This is a genomic window from Streptomyces sp. AM8-1-1 (assembly GCF_032229325.1).
GTDB classification, from domain to species: domain Bacteria; phylum Actinomycetota; class Actinomycetes; order Streptomycetales; family Streptomycetaceae; genus Streptomyces; species Streptomyces achmelvichensis.
The window spans coordinates 7038627-7054562 of the sequence record NZ_CP135086.1; the positions used below are offsets into that span (position 1 = coordinate 7038627).

The window sequence follows — 15936 nt, forward strand, 5'->3', positions numbered from 1 at the left end:
CGCGACGTCGGCGCGACGGACGGCAGCGTCCGGGGCGTCGGAGGTGTCGGCCCCGTCTGCCGGGTCGGGACGGCAGAGGGGCCGTGGCGGCGTGGTACGGCCGACGCGGACGACGGCGCCGCAGGGGGCGGGGAAGGCGTCTTCCGTGCTGCCGGCGGTGCCAGGGCCTCGCGCGCGGGAGCCTGACCGATCCGGGGCTCCACCACCTGCGCCGGGCGGCTCCCGGCCGGTGCGGGGATCGGAGTGGGCCCCGCGTCCACGGACACGCAGCCCGTCACGGACAGGCCCCACGCGGCCCAGACGGCCACTCCAACCAGGAGTTTCGCGGCGGTCGGTGGCCGCCGCGTCGATGATCGCTGCACGCGATCAACTCTGCTGGTCGTCGGCCCGGTTCACCGCCCGATCGCTCCACCATGCCCCTCACGAGTGACATCGGCCCGGCCGCGGTCGCGGGCGTCGGGCGGGGTCAGTCGCCCGTGGCGCCGTCGATCCGCTCCCGTACCAGGTCGGCGTGGCCGTTGTGGCGGGCGTACTCCTCGATCATGTGCGTCATGATCCACCGCAGGTTGAACGCCCTGCCGGAACGGGTGGTGCCGGCCGCGACATCGTCCAGTGAGCGGCCCGCGACCAGCTCGCGGGCACGCGCGATCTCCGCCTGCCATGCGGTGCGGGCGTCCGACCAGGTGTCCTTGTCCGTGACGTGGAAGTCCCCGTCCCGGTCCTCCTCGCAGTAGAGCGTGGGGACGTCCTCGCCGGCGAAGACGTCGCGGAACCAGCCGCGCTCGACCTCCGCCATGTGCCGTACGAGTCCCAGCAGCGATATCCCGGACGGTGGCACGGACCGCTCGCGCAGCTGCTCGTCGGTGAGCCCCGCGCACTTCAACTCCAGCGTCTCGCGGTGGAACTCCAACCAGCCCGTCAACATGGCCTGTTCGTCTGCGGTGGTGGACGGTTCGGTGCGCTCAGGTCTCGTCATGGCGATCATCCTGGAGGACCGGCCCGCCGCCCGCCACGGCATTTTCGCCGAGCATCCCCCGCAGCAGCTCGGTGAACCCCGTGCGCAGCTCCGCACGGTCGGGGACGGCCGCGTGGTACGACCCCACGGCGCAGGCGAACATCAGCCCCTCGCACCAGGCCACCAGGGACAGCGCATGGCGCTCCGGCTCCGGTGAACCGGCCGCTGTCATCAGGGCGTTCAGCATGGTCCGGAAGCGGCTGCCCGCCGCGTCGTAGTACTCACGCAGCTCCGGTCTGCGGGTGGCCTCCAGGGCGAGTTCGTAGCGGGCGACGAGCAGTTCGCGATGGCGCGTGAGATAGCGGTGCAGCGCGAGGGCCAGGGCGTCCGCCAGGCCCCCGCCGCCGTGGCCCGCGGCCGACAGCTCGCCGGGTGTCAGAACGGCCGCCTCGCGGTCCGCCAGGCGCCGTACCGCGGCCTCCAGGAGGGCCAGCCGGGTGCGGGCGTGATTGGACGTCGAGCCCTGGGGGAGGCCCGCGGCCTCGTCCACCGCCCGGTGGGTGAGGCCGCGCATACCGCGCTCGGCGAGCAGTGCGAGCGCGGCATCGGCGATCAGATCGGCGCGGGAGGTGCCGGGAGTGGTGCGTTCTGCCATGGGCCCAACCTACCCGCGCAACTACAGTTGTAGTACGCTCGGCGTGTCACTACATATGTAGTGCGCATGTGAGGAGGAGCCATGTCCGACCCCCGTGCCGTCGTCATCGGCAGTGGAATCGGCGGCCTGACCGTCGCCGTGGCCCTGCACCGAAGCGGCTGGCAGGTCACCGTCCTGGAACAGGCCGCCTCCCTGGAGCCGGTCGGCGCCGGCATCGGACTCGCCCCCAACGGTCTGCGTGCGCTCGACGTCATCGGCCTCGGCGACGACATCCGGGAGCTGTCCGCGTGGCAGGGCGACGGCGGGATGCGCACCCCGCGCGGCCGATGGCTCGCCCGCACGAACAGCGCGGCCGCCGCAGAACGCTTCGGCGGGCCCCTGGTCCTTCTTCACCGGGCCACCCTGGTCGACCGCATCGCCGCCCTGCTGCCCGCGGGGGCCGTGCACACCGCGAGCGAGGCCCGGCTCACCGACCCCGGCGCCGCGGACGGACGCCCGGCCCGCGTCGCCACAGCGGACGCGGAGTTCGAGGCGGACCTCGTCGTCGGCGCCGACGGAATCCACTCGGCCGTCCGCACCGCGCTGTTCCCCGCCCATCAGGGCCCGGCCTACTCGGGATTCACCACCTGGCGTGTCGTGGTCCCGGGCCTCGGCAGGCCCTTCGCACCGCACGAGAGCTGGGGCGCCGGCACCCTGTGGGGCACCCAGCCGCTCAAGGACGGCAGGATCTACGCGTACGCGGCGGCCGTCGCACCCGCCGGCGACCGGGCGGACGACGAGAAGGCCGAACTCCTGCGCCGGTTCGGGGACTGGCACGACCCGGTGCCGGCCGTCATCGCTGCCGCGGACCCGCGTCAGGTGCTGCGCAACGACGTCCACCACCTCATCGACCCCCTGCCCGCCTTCCACAGCGGCCGGACCGTCCTCGTCGGCGACTCCGCCCACGCCATGGCGCCCACCCTGGGTCAGGGCGGTAACCAGGCGATCGAGGACGGCATCGTCCTCGCCCATCACGTCGCCCCCGGAGCCGACCTGGGCGCGGGCCTCGCCGCCTACAGCGCGGACCGGCTCCCGCGGACCACCGCAGTCGTCCGCAAGTCGGCGCGGGTCGCCCGGGCGATGTCGCTGACCGGCCGGCCGGCCGTCGCCGCGCGCAACACCCTGATGTCCGCGGTCTCCCGGCTCGGGCCGGGCGTCGTACTGCGGACCTTCGACGGCATCGCCGACTGGCAGCCGCCCCGGCGCCCGTATGCTGACCAGGCACACGGGCGAGGACACAGCGTGAGGGAGGCCCCGTGAAGGTCGGCTGCATCGGACTCGGCGACATCGCGCAGAAGGCCTATCTGCCCGTGCTGGGCGCCCTTCCAGGCATCGAACTGCATCTGCAGACCCGCACACCGGCCACCCTGACCAGGGTCGCCGAGACGCACCGCATCCCCGCCGGTCAGCGCCACACCGACCTCGGCCGGCTGCTGGAACAGGGCCTCGACGCCGCCTTCGTGCACGCGCCGACAGCGGCGCACGCGGAGATCGTCGGCCGTCTCCTCCAGGCGGGTGTGCCCACGTACGTCGACAAGCCTCTCGCGTACGAACTCGCCGAATCCGAACGGCTGGTGGACCTCTCCGAATCGCGCGGCACCAGCCTGGCCGTCGGCTTCAACCGGCGATTCGCGCCGGGGTACGCGCAGTGCCTGGAGCACCCGCGCGACCTGATCCTGATGCAGAAGAACCGCGTCGGCCTCCCCGAGGACCCCCGCACCCTCGTGCTCGACGACTTCATCCATGTCGTCGACACGCTGCGCTTCCTCGCCCCCGGCACGGTCGAGCACAGCGATGTGCGGGCCCGCATCGTCGACGGGCGGATGCACCACGTCGTCCTTCAACTCTCCGGCGAGGGATTCACCGCCATCGGCACCATGAACCGGATGAGCGGCTCCGCCGAGGAGATCCTCGAGGTGTCCGGCCAGGACACCAAGCGCGAGGTGCGCAACCTCGCCGAAGTCGTCGACCACAAGGGGCAGCCGAGCGTGCGACGGCGCGGCGACTGGGTGCCGGTGGCCCGCCAGCGCGGTATCGAGCAGTCGGTGACGTCATTCCTCGAAGCGGTGCGCGCGGGGAAGTTCCTCAGTGCCCAGGACGCCCTGAGGACTCACGAACTGTGCGAACGGGTGGTGCTTCGGGCTCTCGAGCAGGCCGCCTGACCGCCCGCGCGCCCTCGGCCGCCAGCCACAGGGCCAGCACGGCGAGCGCGCCGTACACCGCCCAGTCGCCGAACCGCACGTACGCCGTCGTCCCGCGCGCCAGCGGTATGTCGTAGACCGCCGCCGTGCTCTCGTCCGTACCGAGCGGCTGACCCACCCGGCCGCCGTGCGCGTCGTGGACCGAACTGACACCGGTGAGCGTGGCGTGCACCATCGGCCGCCCGCTCTCCGCCGCCCGCAGGGCCGCCAGCGACGCGTGCTGCTCCGGCGCCCAGCTGTTCTGGAAGGACGACGTCGCCGACTGGGCGATGAGCACCTGGGCGCCGTCGCGGGTGAGCCTGCGGCTCATGTCGGGGAACGCCGACTCGAAGCAGACCAGTGGACCGAGGCGCAGCCGGTCGGCGCCCTCGCCCGGCAGCACCATCACCACGGGACGCGTGCCGCGCAGCCGGTCCTCGCCGGCCGCCTTGCCCACCGAGGTCGCCCAGCCGAGCAGATCACGCGCCGGGATGTACTCACCGAACGGCACCAGACGCATCTTGTCGTAGCGGTCACCGGTCGGTCCCTGCGGACCGACCAGGACCGAGCTCTTGAAGATCCCGCTCTGCCCCGAGGCGTCCACCCGCCGGGCGTCGACATTGACCAGCAGATCGGCGCCGACCGCGCGCGACAGCACCGCGAGACGCGCCGCCAGATCGGGGCGTTCGCGCAGGTCCGAGCCCACACTGCTCTCGCCCCAGACGACCAGGTCGACGTCCTGGCCGGCCAGCTCACGCGTCAGCCGCTCGCTGCGCTCGAAGCGCTTGTCCTCGCCGCCGATGCCGTTGATCACCCCCGGCTGGACGACCGCGATCCGGGTCCGGCCCGACGACTCCGGCTGCGGCGCCCACATCCATGCCGCCGTGGTGGCCAGCGCACAGGCGACCGTGCCGCCCACCGCGGTGGTGCGGGCCCTCGGTACCGCGATCAGCACGGTCACCGCGGTGTTCACCGCCAGCACGAGCAGGCTGACCAGCCACACACCGCCCACCGACGCCAGCCGCAGGGCGGGGGAGACCTCCCACTGGCTGGCGCCGAGCAGCCCCCACGGACCACCCAACCCCTCCCAGGAGCGGGCCAGTTCGACCATCAGCCACCCGGAGGGGACCACGGCGAGAGCCGCCGCGGCCCGCGCCGGTGACGGCATACCGCCGAGCAGGGAGCGGACCAGCCACCCCCAAGGCGCCCACAGCAGCCCCAGCAGTGCGGCCAGCACGACGATGAACACATGGAGGCTCGGCATGAGCCAGTGATGCACGGCGACCATGAAGCCCAGGCCGCCGAGCCAGCCCTCCAGCGCCGCCCGGCGCCCGGTCGGCGCCGTGCGCACCAGCAGCATCCACGGCACCAGCGCCACATAGGCGAACCACCAGAGCGACGGCTCGGGGAAGGCGAGCGCGGGCAGCGCACCGGCCAGCACGGCGGCGACCGCACGCCCGCGGGGGGCTCCGACGAGTCGCCGGGCGCGCTGCCACCCCGCGTCGTCTCCGGTCCGTCGTCGGGGCGCGCTGCCCTCCCGCCGGCTCCGGCCGACCGGAATCCGCATGACGCGCCTCCTCGTCCTGCCTGGAAGGGACCGCCCCGACGGGCCGCGAGCCGTCCCTCTCCAGTGTGCGCGAGGGGGTCCCGCACCGACAGCGTGCCCCTATCTGCTGTCGGCAAGCGCTCCCGTGCCGCGCCGCCACTTCTCGGCGATCAGCACATGGTTCAGCCGCCAGCCCTCGTCCGTACGGAGCACATGGAAGGTGTAGCGGCCGCCGGACACGAAGTCGTCGCCCGACTCCATCCGCATCGGATTCACATAGTCGGCCTGGAGCTCGGCGCCGTCACCCGGATAGCCCCCCAGATCCTGGATGTGCACGCGCCGGTTGACGATCAGGTGCTGGCGTACGGGAAAGACGCGCATCGTCTCCGCCAGCCAGTCGGCGACCTCGGCGGCGGAGCCCTCGATCCCGCCGGAACTGCGGTAGTCGGCCCGCCCGTCCCCGGTGAACAAGGCCCGGTAGGCGTTCCAGTCGGCGTCGTCCACGGCCACCGCGTAACCGGTGACCAGTTCGTCGATGGCGAGGCGGTCCATCATCGTCGCGAGATCCACGCGCTGCGTCATCGGGTCAGTCTCGGGCAGCCGGGGCCCCAGGCCAAGAGCCGTGCGCACCCGTCACCCGCGTCCGTTCGGCAAACGGTGGATCTCGGCCGTCCGGAACGACGGCCCTTAGGGCCGGACAGCCTTCAGGACCACGAACTTCGGGTCGCTCGCCACGACCTCACAGTTGCCGAAGAGCCGACGCAGCCGTACGTGGTACCCGAGGTGCCGGTTGCCGATCACCCACAGCTCGCCGCCGGGCCGCAGGACGCGGCGGGCGTCACCGAACATCCGTCGGGCCGTCGAGTCCGTCGTCGCCCGGTGCGAATGGAACGGCGGATTGTTCAGGACGAGATCGGCCGAGCCGTCCGCGAGCTCCGCGAGTCCGTCCCCCACGAGGAAGCTCGCCCTCGACGCGTCGGCGACGTTCTCGCGGTAGGTGGCCCGTGCGGAGTCCACCGCGGAGAAGGACTCGTCGGCGAAGGTCACCGAGGTCTCCGGCCCGGCGAGAGCGGCGGCGGTGCCGACCACGCCATTGCCGCAGCCGAGGTCCACCACATGGGCGGGCCCGCTGCGCTCCGGCAGATGGCGCAGGAAGAACCGGGTGCCGATGTCGAGACGGTCGGCGCAGAAGATGCCCGCGTGGTTGGTGACGGAGCGGCCCGCCAGCACACCGATGCCGTCGGGCAGGGCGTAGCGCACCGGCCAGGGGCTGGGCCCGGGGGCCAGCGCGGGGTCGGGCGTGCAGAAGATGAGCCGCGCCTTTTTCACCGCGAGCGAGGTCCGCGTCGGACCGATGATCCGCTCGAACAGCCGCAGCGTCGAGGTGTGGATCTCACTCACCATGCCGGTACCGATGACCAGGGTGCCGGCGTGCACGGCGGGCGCGAGCCGGTGCAGCTGGTCCTCCAGGAGCGCGAGGCTCTTGGGTACCCGGACGAGCAGGACGTCGATGCGCTCGGGCGGAGTGTCCCGGGCGGAGAGCAGCCGCACGGAGGCGGCGTCGATGCCGTTGCGCGCCAGATTCGCGCGGGTGGCCTCCTGGCCGAGGTACGAGTCGGTGATCTGTACGGGGTCGTGCGCGGCGAGCGATGCGGTGAGAGCACCCCACCGGTCGCCCACCACGACCACGGTGCCGGACAGGTCCGCCGGATCCGCGTCGTCGATCCCCTCGAGCCTGCGCAACAGGTACTCGTCGGCGGCGTCCCATGCGCGGAGGGTGTCGCGGGGATCTTCGGGGAAGCGGGCGAGCCGGAGGTCGCCCCAGGACGTGGTCAGACGGTTCATCGTGCAGCCAGGCTAGCCGAGCGCGGGGACCTCATGATCCACGCGCCCGCTGCGCGCGGACGTCAGGCCGCTCGCCCCACGCCTTCGAGAGCCGCGGCCGCCCACTTCACCACGAGCGCCTCGTACTCCGGGCGCCGGTCGTCGGGCAGCTGCCCGTCGGCCCACAGCTCTCGGATGCGGGCGTTCAGCTCGGTGGCGGACAGGGCGGTCTCGGGTTCGGGTCGAAGGGTGGACATGGCGAACAGGCTACGACGGGCCCGAGCGGCGCGTCGCCCCTTCGGCATGTGGCGTCAGTCGCCCGACTCGCCCGCGTGAGGGCTCAAAGTGTCCGTTCCGACCAGGATGAACAGGGCAATTCCCAGAATCACCCGGTAGATGACGAAGGGCATGAAGCTCTTGGTAGTGATGAACTTCATGAACCAGGCGATGACGGCGTAGCCCACACCGAACGCGATGAACGTCGCGAAGATGGTGGGCCCCCAGGACACATGGCCCTCGCCCGCGTCCTTGAGCTCGTAGGCGCCGGAGGCGAGCACGGCGGGGATGGCCAGCAGGAACGAATAGCGGGCCGCGGCCTCACGGGTGTAGCCCATCAGCAGACCACCGCTGATGGTGGCGCCGGACCGGGAGACACCGGGGACGAGGGCCATCGCCTGGCAGATACCGAAGATCAGACCGTCCTTGACGCTCAGTTCGCGCAGCGTCTTGCGCTCCTTGATGGCGCGGTGCTTGCCGCCGGTCTCGTCGCGGGCGGCGAGCCGGTCGGCGATACCGAGGACGATGCCCATCACGATCAGCGTGGTGGCGATGAGGCGCAGATCACGGAACGGGCCCTCGATCTGGTCCTTGAGCGTGATGCCCAGCACGCCGATCGGGATCGAGCCGACGATGACCAGCCAGCCCATCTGGGCGTCGTGGTCGCTGCGCATCGACTTGTCGGTGAGCGAGCGGAACCATGCCGAGACGATCCTCGCGATGTCCTTGCGGAAGTAGATCAGGACGGCCGCCTCGGTGCCGATCTGAGTGATCGCGGTGAACGCCGCGCCCGGGTCGTGCCATCCGGCGAACGCCGCGGTGAGCCGCAGATGCGCGCTGGAGGAGATGGGCAGGAATTCGGTCAGCCCCTGGACGAGCCCGAGGATGAATGATTCGAACCAAGACATGGAAAACTACGCCATCCAAGAATGATCACGGTCAGGCGGCGCGTAGCGTTCTCGATCATGCGCCAGGTCTGAGGCAGCCTAGCGTCCCTCGACGACGGGCTGTGCCTCGGGCCCTGGCAGTGCACCGGCGCGAGCTGTGCCTCGGAGGGTCAACCGCTCGGCAGACGATGGCGCTTGCGCCAGGCGACGGCGGCGGCGCCGAGACCCGTGACCACGATGAAGCCCATCGCGATCAGGAACACGGGCGACGTCGGTGACCCGGCCCGGCTGCCCGCGACGACGTACGCCGCGGTGTTCGGGATCGAGCCCAGGCCGGTGGCCAGCAGGAACGGGACGTAGCCCATGCGGGAGACGGCCGCACAGTAGTTGGCCGCGGCGAAGGGCACACCGGGGAAGAGCCTGATCGCCAGCATCGAGCGGAAGCCGTGCGTGCTGAGCTGGGTGTCCGCGGCCTTGAGCCAGCGGCCCTTCAACAGCGGCCGCAGCGCCTCCTGTCCGAGCAGACGGCCGAGGGTGAAGGAGATGCCCGCACCGATCACCGTGCCGGCGATCGCCGAGACGAGACCGGCCTGTGAGCCGAACAGTGCGCCCGCCGCCAGGTTGAGCAACGGCCGCGGTACGAAGGCGGCGGTGCACGCGCCGTACGCCACTGCGAACAGCATCACCGCGGCGGCGCCGCCGAGTTGGGCCGGGAAGCCGCCGGAGAGGAGTCTCTGTGGCTCGTACAGGAGGACCAGTGCCGCCGCGGTCACCAGCATGAGGACCAGCAGCGACAGCCGCGACCAGGGGGACAACAACACCCGGGTGCAGCGGACGGCGAGTGGGGAAGCGGGCCTGGGGACTGGCTCGAACATCCGGAGACAGTAACCGACATAGGGATGTGATCGCCGTAATCTGTGACGCATGACCCCCGCGGTACCACGCAGCGAGCTCGCCGACACGGTCATGGAACGACTGACCGCGCTGTACCCCACCGGGGCCGATCCGGTCCGGGCGGCGGGCGCCGCCGCGTACATGAAGGGGGTCGCGCCCTTCCTCGGGATCTACACCGCCGAGCGGCGTGTTCTGTCCCGCACCGTGCTCGCAGGGCTGCCCGCGCCGGACGAGACCGACTGCACGGCGATCGCACTGCGCTGCTGGGCGCTGCCCGAGCGGGAGTACGCCTACTTCGCCGCCGACTATCTGCGCCGACACGTCCGACGGTGCTCCTCCGGCTTTCTGCCCGTCGTCCGCCGGCTCGTCACCACCGTCTCCTGGTGGGACACCGTCGACGCGCTCGCCGCACATGTCGTCGGACCGCTCGTCGCGGCCGACCCAGTACTCAGGACCGACATGGACACCTGGATCGACGACGACGATCTGTGGGTCGCCCGCACCGCGCTGCTGCACCAACTGCGCTACAAGGACTCCACCGACACCGACCGTCTCTTCGGGTACTGCCTGCGCCGGGCCGACCACCCCGACTTCTTCATCCGCAAGGCGATCGGCTGGTGCCTGCGGGAGTACGCCAAGACCGACCCCGACGCCGTACGGGAGTTCGTCGACTCCGCGCGGGAGAGGCTCTCGCCGCTGTCCGTACGGGAAGCGCTGAAGAACCTGTGACCTGCTGACCTTGTGTCCACGCAGACCCCGCGCCCGCTGAACTCCCGTACGCGGAAAACCATTCGACGCGGCGCGGGCCGTGGGCGAACATCGTCCTCATGTTCCGGTACGCCTTCCTCGCAGCGCCGTCCGCAGTCGCGGACGCGCCGAAGGCTGCCGCATTCCTCACGGCGGACGCAGCCGCTGCCGCGGCGCCGTTCGGCGGCGCCCGAAGCTGACCCTTCCCGGAACGTCCGGCGGACCCCACAGGGGGAGGGTCGGCAAGGCCCAGGGGTCCTCATCACGCTTCGCACTCCGAGGAAGTCCGAGGAAACAGCCATGCCCAAGACGGCATACGTACGTACCAAGCCGCACCTCAACATCGGCACCATGGGCCATGTCGACCACGGCAAGACCACGCTGACCGCCGCCATCACGAAAGTGCTCGCCGAGCGCTCCGGGAGCAGTACCTCCTACGTGTCCTTCGACCGCATCGACCGGGCGCCGGAGGAGGCGCAGCGGGGCATCACCATCAACATCGCGCACGTCGAGTACGAGACGGACACCCGGCACTACGCGCACGTGGACATGCCCGGGCACGCCGACTACGTCAAGAACATGGTCACCGGTGCCGCCCAGCTCGACGGGGCGATCCTGGTCGTCTCCGCGCTGGACGGGGTCATGCCGCAGACGGCCGAGCACGTCCTGCTGGCCCGTCAGGTCGGTGTCGACCACATCGTCGTCGCGCTGAACAAGGCCGACGCGGGCGACGACGAGCTGACCGACCTGGTCGAGCTGGAGGTCCGCGAGCTGCTCACCGCGCACGGCTACGGCGGCGAGGCCGCACCGGTCGTCCGGGTCTCCGGACTCAGGGCGCTGGAGGGCGACCCACGCTGGACCGCCGCCGTGGAGGCGCTGCTCGACGCCGTCGACACCTATGTGCCGATGCCCGTCAGATACACCGACGCGCCGTTCCTGCTCCCGGTGGAGAACGTCCTGACCATCACCGGGCGCGGGACGGTCGTCACCGGCGCCGTCGAGCGGGGCACGGTGCGCGTCGGCGACCGTGTGCAGGTGCTCGGCGCGGACACCGAGACGGTCGTCACCGGTCTGGAGACCTTCGGCAAGCCGATGGAGTCCGCCGAGGCCGGAGACAACGTCGCGCTGCTGCTGCGCGGACTGCCGCGCGACGCGGTGCGCCGCGGCCATGTGGTGGCCGCGCCCGGCAGTGTCACGCCGAGCCGGCACTTCACCGCCCAGGTGTATGTGCTCTCGGCCAAGGAGGGCGGCCGCAGAACAGCGGTCTCCACCGGCTACCGGCCGCAGTTCTACATCCGCACCGCGGACGTCGTCGGGGACGTCGACCTCGGCGAGCGGGCCGTCGCGCAGCCCGGCGACACGGTCACCATGACCGTCGAGCTGGGACGTGACATCCCGTTGGAGGCCGGACTCGGCTTCGCCATCCGCGAGGGCGGCCGCACGGTCGGCGCCGGCACGGTGACCGAGGTCGCCGGCGGGTGAGGGCTGCCGCCTCCGGGTGAGGCGCGTGGCCGGTCCTCGTACGCACCGTACGAGGACCGGCCACCTGCGCCTACGCTGCTGCCACACACCTCGGTGGAAGGCGGCGGCGATGGGCGACACGGCCCTGGTGCTCGGCGGTGGCGGTCTCACCGGCATCGGCTGGGAGATCGGCATCCTGCACGGACTCGCACGGGCGGGCGTTGACGTGACCGGCGCCGACACGGTGATCGGTACCTCGGCGGGCTCGGTCGTGGGCGCGCAGCTCGTCTCCGGGCTGCTGGAGCTCCCGGAGCTGTACGAGCGTCAACTCGTCTCCCCCGAAGGAGAGATCACCGCGAGCATGGGGCCCGCGATGCTGGCCCGCTACGCCTGGACCGTGCTGCGTGCGCGGGACAGCACGTCGTACGGCATCCGTATGGGAAAGATGGCGCTCAAGTCCGGGACGGACGGCGGGGCAGGGCGCCGGGAGGTCATTGCCCGGCGGCTGCTGTCGCACGAGTGGCCCGAGCAACGGCGGCTCGTGGTGACGGCCGTCGACGCCGCCACGGGCGAGTTCCGCCCCTTCGACCGGGACAGCGGGGTCGGACTCGTGGACGCGGTGGCCGCGAGCTGCGCGGTGCCGGGGGTCTGGCCGCCCATGGAGATCGACGGCCGGCTGTTCATCGACGGCGGAGTGCGGTCGTCCTCCAACGCGGATCTCGCCTCCGGGTACGGCAGGGTCGTCGTGGTGGCCCCGATGGCGATCGGCGGCGGACCCGTGCCGGCCGCGCGGGTGCAGGCGGCGCGACTGCGGGCCGAAGGGGCCCGCGTCGCCGTCATCACCCCGGACCGGGCGGCGCGGAAGGCGTTCGGCCGCAATGTCCTGGACCCGGCCCGGCGGGCGCCCGCGGCACGGGCGGGACTGGCCCAGGCGGTGGCGCACGCCGACGAGGTGGCGGCGGTCTGGTCCGGCTGACGGCGGGGCGCTCGGAGCGGGGCGGTTGCTCCCGCTCGGCGCGCGTGGGCGCCTGCGGCGCGGGCACGCCACGCAGCGGGCGAGCGGTGCCCGCGCTCGGCAAGGGCGGTTGCCCGCGGGCGCGGGCTCGGCAGACAGTGAGCGCGGGCCGGTCGCTCTCCGCGGGCGCGGTCCCGGCACGCTCGGGCGGGTACGCATGCTCGGGCGGGTACGTGTCGGGCGCTCCCCGGCCGTCCCCGCACCTGCCGGCGCGGGCGGCCCGGGCACAATGAGACCGTGAACGAGCAGATACCGGTCGTCCGCCAGGTCGACCGGGGCACCGCCAGACTGATGCCCGACATCGACCGCGAGCGGGCCTGGCTGCTCACCGTCGACGACGCTCCCCAGTCGTACGTCGACCTGGACGAGCCCACGCATCTGGAGTTCGAGTACACCAGGCGGCTCGCCCACGTCATCGACACCTGTGCCGACGAGGGCACGCCACTCGATCTGCTGCACCTCGGCGGCGGAGCCCTCACCCTGCCGCGCTACGCCGCGGTGACCCGGCCCGGCTCGCGGCAGGACGTGGTGGAGTTCGACCGCGGTCTGCTCGACCTGGTCGCGGAGCAACTGCCCCTGCCCGACGGCTCGGGCATCGCGCTGCACGCGGCGGACGCCCGCGCCTGGATCGACGCGGCGCCCGCGGACTCGGCCGATGTGCTGATCGCCGATGTCTTCGGCGGATCGCGGGTGCCGGCGCAGGTGACCTCGGTCGAGTACGCGCGAGCGGCCGAACGCGTCCTGAGACCGGGCGGGATCTACGCGGCGAACCTCGCCGACAGCGCTCCGTTCGCCTTTATGGGCTCCCAGTTGGCCACCTTCGCCGCGGTGTTCACCGAACTCGCGCTGGTCGCCGAACCGTCCGTGCTGCGCGGACGCCGCTTCGGCAACGTCCTGCTGCTCGCGTCCCACGCCCCGCTCGACACGGCAGCCCTCGCCCGCCGCACCTCGGCGGACCCGTTCCCCGCACGCGTCGAGCACGGCCCGCCGCTGCGGCGGCTCATCGGATCCGCGACGCCGGTCGCGGACGCCGACGCCCAGGCGTCACCCGAGCCGCCCGGCGGGGCCTTCAGCATCGGCTGAGGCCACCGGGAGGGTGCCGGGACCCGCGGCGGCGACCTTCCCGGCCCGGCGCGTCAGATGCCGGACGTCCGGGACGAACAGCACGGCCGCGGTCACCAGGACCACGAGCGCCGAGCACCCCCACAGCGACGCGCTCCGCCCGAACACGCTCTCCGCGGGCCCGGCGAGCGCGGTCGCCAGCGGCAGCATGGCCACCGAGCCGAACCAGTCGTAGGCGCAGACCCGCGAGAGCATCTCCTCCGGGATCTCCTGGTGCAGCGCCGTCATCCACGCGACGCCGAACACCTCGATCGCCACCCCGCTCAGCAGCATCACGGCGGCCAGTCCCGGGACCGGCAGCGGCACGGCCAGCGCTGCGGAGGGCAGGGCGAGGGGGAAGACGCACAGCGTGCCCGCGAGCAGCAGCCGCCGCGGCTTCCAGCGCATCATCAGCAGCGCACCGAGGAGGGTGCCCACGCCGAAGGCCGCGAGGGCCATGCCCCAGGGCCCGGCGCCGCCCAACTCGTCCTCGGCCACCAGCGGTCCGAACACCGACTCGGCGGCGCCCACGACGGCGACGACCACCGTGAACTGCGCGACGATGCCCCACAGCCACGGCCTGCTGACGACCTCTTTCCACCCGTCGCGCAGATCGGCGAGCAGCCCGCCGCCGGGAGCACGCGGCGCGATGTGACCGACGTGGAGGAAGGCGCGCAGCCCTCCGGCGACCGCGAACGCCACCGCGTCCACCGCCAGCACCCAGCCGGGCCCCATCGCCGCGATCAGCGCGCCGCCGAGTGCCGCACCGCCGATCGAGGCACCGTGCATGGCCATCCGGAACACGGCGAAGGCCCGGCTCGCCTGCTCACCGCTGACGCTCGACATCAGCATGCCCTCGGCGGCCGGGTTGAAGAAGGCCTGCCCGGTTCCGCAGAGCGCGGTCAGGAGCATCATCTGCCACAGCTGCGCGTCGCCGGCCAGCACCAGGACCGCGAAGGCGGCCTGGGACACGCAGTTCAGAGCGTTGGCGGCGACCATCACCCGGTGCCGCGGAACCCGGTCGGCGACCGCGCCGCCGATCAGCAGGAAGAGAACGAGCGGGAGCGTACGGGCGGCCGCGACCAGACCCACATCGCCCGCGTCGCCCCCGGACTCCAGCACGGCGAACGCCGCCGCGATCAGTGCACCGTGGCTTCCCAGGTTGGTGACGATCGCGGCGGCGGTCAGCAGCGTGTAGTTGCGGCCGGCCCATTCGGGGCGGCGCGGGTGGCGGCGGGGCGGGGCTGCGGGAAAGGTCACCCACGGACTATCCCCGCAGGCCGCCCCGGTTGCCAAACCGGTTACGGCGTGGGCGTCGCCGCCAGTCGCACGGTGCTCAGGATCTGCTTGATGGTCGCGTCCGGGAGCTCGTCCGGCACACCCTTGTTGGCGTACAGGACCCAGGACTTGAACTCACCCGCGGGGTCCTTGAAGGAGAAGGCGATCGACTTGCCGTCGGTCTCGCACTTGTTCTCCTTCTTCACCCCGATCGCGGTCGCCGTCGACACGCTGCCGGCCAGGCCCGACTTGGTCTTGTACGGGACGGCCTTGGTCACCTTCACGGTGCCCTTGGGCTCGGTCTGCGCATAGCCCGCCCAGACCCAGTTGCCGGCCTCGTTGTACGCGGCCGTCGCGGCGTCCTTCGCTCCCTTGCCGCCCTTCGTCCCGGTGGTGCTCAGACCCCAGTCCTCGAGCTTGCCGTCCTTGTCGGTGTCGAACGTGCACCACTTGGACTTGTAGTGGGCCGGAGCCGACATCGCGACGACGGGGGAGCCGTCGCCCTTCTTGTCGTCCTCGAAGCCGGTGCTGACGCCCGAACCGGCGACCTCCCACCCGGCCGGGACGTCGAACTGCGTGCCGTGCTTGGGGTTGGAGACGACCTTCCAGCCGGCGATCGTCGGCTTGCCGCCGTCACCGCCGCGCGGGTTCTCCGTGGGGGAGGCCGCGGGATCGCCGGTCGGCTGCTTCACCGTCGGCGTCTTCGAGGCCGTGGGCTTGCTGTCGACGGACGTGCTGTCGTCGTCCCCGAGCACGACGACACCCGTGATCACCGCAGCCGCGACGACCGCCGTGGCCGCGACGATCGCGACGATGGTCGTCTTCTTCTTGTCGTCCGGCGGCGTGGGGCCACCGGGCGGCTGCATCGGCACCCCGTACTGCGGCACGGTCGGCTGCTGGTACGGGTTGGGCTGCTGGTACCCCGGCTGCTGGTACGGATTCGGCTGTTGGTACCCCGGCTGCTGGTACGGGTTCTGGTCCTGCGGGTTCTCGCCCCCGGGCGGCTGCTGTCCTGGCCACATGGCGAGTAACCATAGAGGTGCCGTGCCGCCGGGGCTACGTCCGCCCCCGCGCGGGG

General features: G+C 72.1%; 16 protein-coding genes. 6 read left to right on the forward strand and 10 right to left on the reverse strand.

Features of this window, described 5'->3' with window-relative positions:
* Positions 1–466 precede the first annotated feature (466 nt).
* Together RPQ07_RS31460 and RPQ07_RS31465 are read right to left on the reverse strand one after the other, a co-directional pair.
* Positions 467–976, reverse strand: coding sequence for a DinB family protein (locus RPQ07_RS31460; RefSeq protein WP_313947602.1), 510 nt, complete (start codon positions 974–976; stop codon positions 467–469).
* Positions 963–1610 carry a TetR/AcrR family transcriptional regulator gene (locus RPQ07_RS31465; RefSeq protein WP_313947603.1) on the reverse strand — a complete coding sequence of 216 codons (648 nt, stop codon included), beginning with the start codon at positions 1608–1610 and terminating at the stop codon, positions 963–965. Before RPQ07_RS31465 ends, RPQ07_RS31460 begins: the two co-directional genes overlap by 14 nt.
* An 81-nt stretch (positions 1611–1691) precedes the next feature.
* Between RPQ07_RS31465 and RPQ07_RS31470 the strand changes: the two genes are divergently transcribed.
* Positions 1692–2909 (forward strand): FAD-dependent monooxygenase, encoded by a 1218-nt coding sequence (locus RPQ07_RS31470; protein ID WP_313947604.1) that lies wholly within the window; start codon positions 1692–1694, stop codon positions 2907–2909.
* Positions 2906–3811: a Gfo/Idh/MocA family oxidoreductase gene (locus tag RPQ07_RS31475; RefSeq protein ID WP_313947605.1), complete on the forward strand. Its 906-nt coding sequence runs from the start codon at positions 2906–2908 to the stop codon at positions 3809–3811. Before RPQ07_RS31470 ends, RPQ07_RS31475 begins: the two co-directional genes overlap by 4 nt.
* Here RPQ07_RS31475 and lnt read toward each other — a convergent pair.
* From lnt to RPQ07_RS31505, 6 genes are all read right to left on the reverse strand, one after another.
* On the reverse strand, positions 3735–5396 hold the full coding sequence (lnt, locus tag RPQ07_RS31480; protein ID WP_313947606.1) for an apolipoprotein N-acyltransferase: 1662 nt from the start codon (positions 5394–5396) through the stop codon (positions 3735–3737). The genes RPQ07_RS31475 and lnt overlap by 77 nt on opposite strands.
* 99 nt (positions 5397–5495) lie before the next feature.
* Positions 5496–5957, reverse strand: a complete 462-nt coding sequence (locus RPQ07_RS31485) for a nuclear transport factor 2 family protein (protein ID WP_313947607.1) — start codon at positions 5955–5957, stop codon at positions 5496–5498.
* Between the two features lie 105 nt (positions 5958–6062).
* Positions 6063–7220 (reverse strand): methyltransferase, encoded by a 1158-nt coding sequence (locus RPQ07_RS31490; RefSeq protein ID WP_313947608.1) that lies wholly within the window; start codon positions 7218–7220, stop codon positions 6063–6065.
* Between the two features lie 62 nt (positions 7221–7282).
* Positions 7283–7456 carry a hypothetical protein gene (locus RPQ07_RS31495; RefSeq protein ID WP_313947609.1) on the reverse strand — a complete coding sequence of 58 codons (174 nt, stop codon included), beginning with the start codon at positions 7454–7456 and terminating at the stop codon, positions 7283–7285.
* Positions 7457–7510: 54 nt separating this feature from the next.
* A complete protein-coding gene (locus tag RPQ07_RS31500) occupies positions 7511–8383 on the reverse strand; it encodes an undecaprenyl-diphosphate phosphatase (RefSeq protein ID WP_313947610.1) in 873 nt (290 codons plus the stop codon).
* Positions 8384–8532: 149 nt separating this feature from the next.
* The gene (locus RPQ07_RS31505; protein WP_313947611.1) at positions 8533–9237 is read right to left on the reverse strand and encodes a TVP38/TMEM64 family protein; all 705 of its coding nucleotides are present in this window, start codon (positions 9235–9237) and stop codon (positions 8533–8535) included.
* Between the two features lie 49 nt (positions 9238–9286).
* Here RPQ07_RS31505 and RPQ07_RS31510 point away from each other — a divergent pair, with 49 nt between their 5' ends.
* From RPQ07_RS31510 to RPQ07_RS31525, 4 genes are all read left to right on the forward strand, one after another.
* Positions 9287–9985, forward strand: coding sequence for a DNA alkylation repair protein (locus tag RPQ07_RS31510; protein WP_313947612.1), 699 nt, complete (start codon positions 9287–9289; stop codon positions 9983–9985).
* A 318-nt stretch (positions 9986–10303) separates the two neighbouring features.
* Positions 10304–11485, forward strand: coding sequence for an elongation factor Tu (gene tuf, locus RPQ07_RS31515; protein WP_313947613.1), 1182 nt, complete (start codon positions 10304–10306; stop codon positions 11483–11485).
* A 109-nt stretch (positions 11486–11594) separates the two neighbouring features.
* Positions 11595–12440: a patatin-like phospholipase family protein gene (locus RPQ07_RS31520; RefSeq protein ID WP_313947614.1), complete on the forward strand. Its 846-nt coding sequence runs from the start codon at positions 11595–11597 to the stop codon at positions 12438–12440.
* A 276-nt stretch (positions 12441–12716) separates the two neighbouring features.
* Entirely contained in the window at positions 12717–13562 is an 846-nt protein-coding gene (locus RPQ07_RS31525; protein ID WP_313947615.1) for a fused MFS/spermidine synthase, read from the forward strand.
* Here the strand turns inward: RPQ07_RS31525 and RPQ07_RS31530 are convergent.
* The gene (locus tag RPQ07_RS31530; RefSeq protein WP_313947616.1) at positions 13524–14840 is read right to left on the reverse strand and encodes an MFS transporter; all 1317 of its coding nucleotides are present in this window, start codon (positions 14838–14840) and stop codon (positions 13524–13526) included. The two genes, RPQ07_RS31525 and RPQ07_RS31530, sit on opposite strands and share 39 nt — an antisense overlap.
* Positions 14841–14881: 41 nt before the next feature.
* Positions 14882–15880, reverse strand: a complete 999-nt coding sequence (locus tag RPQ07_RS31535) for a hypothetical protein (RefSeq protein ID WP_313947617.1) — start codon at positions 15878–15880, stop codon at positions 14882–14884.
* Between the last annotated feature and the right edge of the window lie 56 nt (positions 15881–15936).

Excerpts from the sequence above, each read along its gene's own strand:
- RPQ07_RS31460 (WP_313947602.1), bottom strand. The coding sequence starts at position 976 with ATGACGAGACCTGAGCGCACCGAACCGTCCACCACCGCAGACGAACAG.
- RPQ07_RS31465 (WP_313947603.1), bottom strand. The coding sequence starts at position 1,610 with ATGGCAGAACGCACCACTCCCGGCACCTCCCGCGCCGATCTGATCGCC.
- RPQ07_RS31470 (WP_313947604.1), top strand. The coding sequence starts at position 1,692 with ATGTCCGACCCCCGTGCCGTCGTCATCGGCAGTGGAATCGGCGGCCTG.
- lnt (WP_313947606.1), bottom strand. The coding sequence starts at position 5,396 with ATGCGGATTCCGGTCGGCCGGAGCCGGCGGGAGGGCAGCGCGCCCCGA.
- RPQ07_RS31485 (WP_313947607.1), bottom strand. The coding sequence starts at position 5,957 with ATGACGCAGCGCGTGGATCTCGCGACGATGATGGACCGCCTCGCCATC.
- RPQ07_RS31490 (WP_313947608.1), bottom strand. The coding sequence starts at position 7,220 with ATGAACCGTCTGACCACGTCCTGGGGCGACCTCCGGCTCGCCCGCTTC.
- RPQ07_RS31495 (WP_313947609.1), bottom strand. The coding sequence starts at position 7,456 with ATGTCCACCCTTCGACCCGAACCCGAGACCGCCCTGTCCGCCACCGAG.
- RPQ07_RS31500 (WP_313947610.1), bottom strand. The coding sequence starts at position 8,383 with ATGTCTTGGTTCGAATCATTCATCCTCGGGCTCGTCCAGGGGCTGACC.
- RPQ07_RS31505 (WP_313947611.1), bottom strand. The coding sequence starts at position 9,237 with ATGTTCGAGCCAGTCCCCAGGCCCGCTTCCCCACTCGCCGTCCGCTGC.
- RPQ07_RS31510 (WP_313947612.1), top strand. The coding sequence starts at position 9,287 with ATGACCCCCGCGGTACCACGCAGCGAGCTCGCCGACACGGTCATGGAA.
- tuf (WP_313947613.1), top strand. The coding sequence starts at position 10,304 with ATGCCCAAGACGGCATACGTACGTACCAAGCCGCACCTCAACATCGGC.
- RPQ07_RS31520 (WP_313947614.1), top strand. The coding sequence starts at position 11,595 with ATGGGCGACACGGCCCTGGTGCTCGGCGGTGGCGGTCTCACCGGCATC.
- RPQ07_RS31535 (WP_313947617.1), bottom strand. The coding sequence starts at position 15,880 with ATGTGGCCAGGACAGCAGCCGCCCGGGGGCGAGAACCCGCAGGACCAG.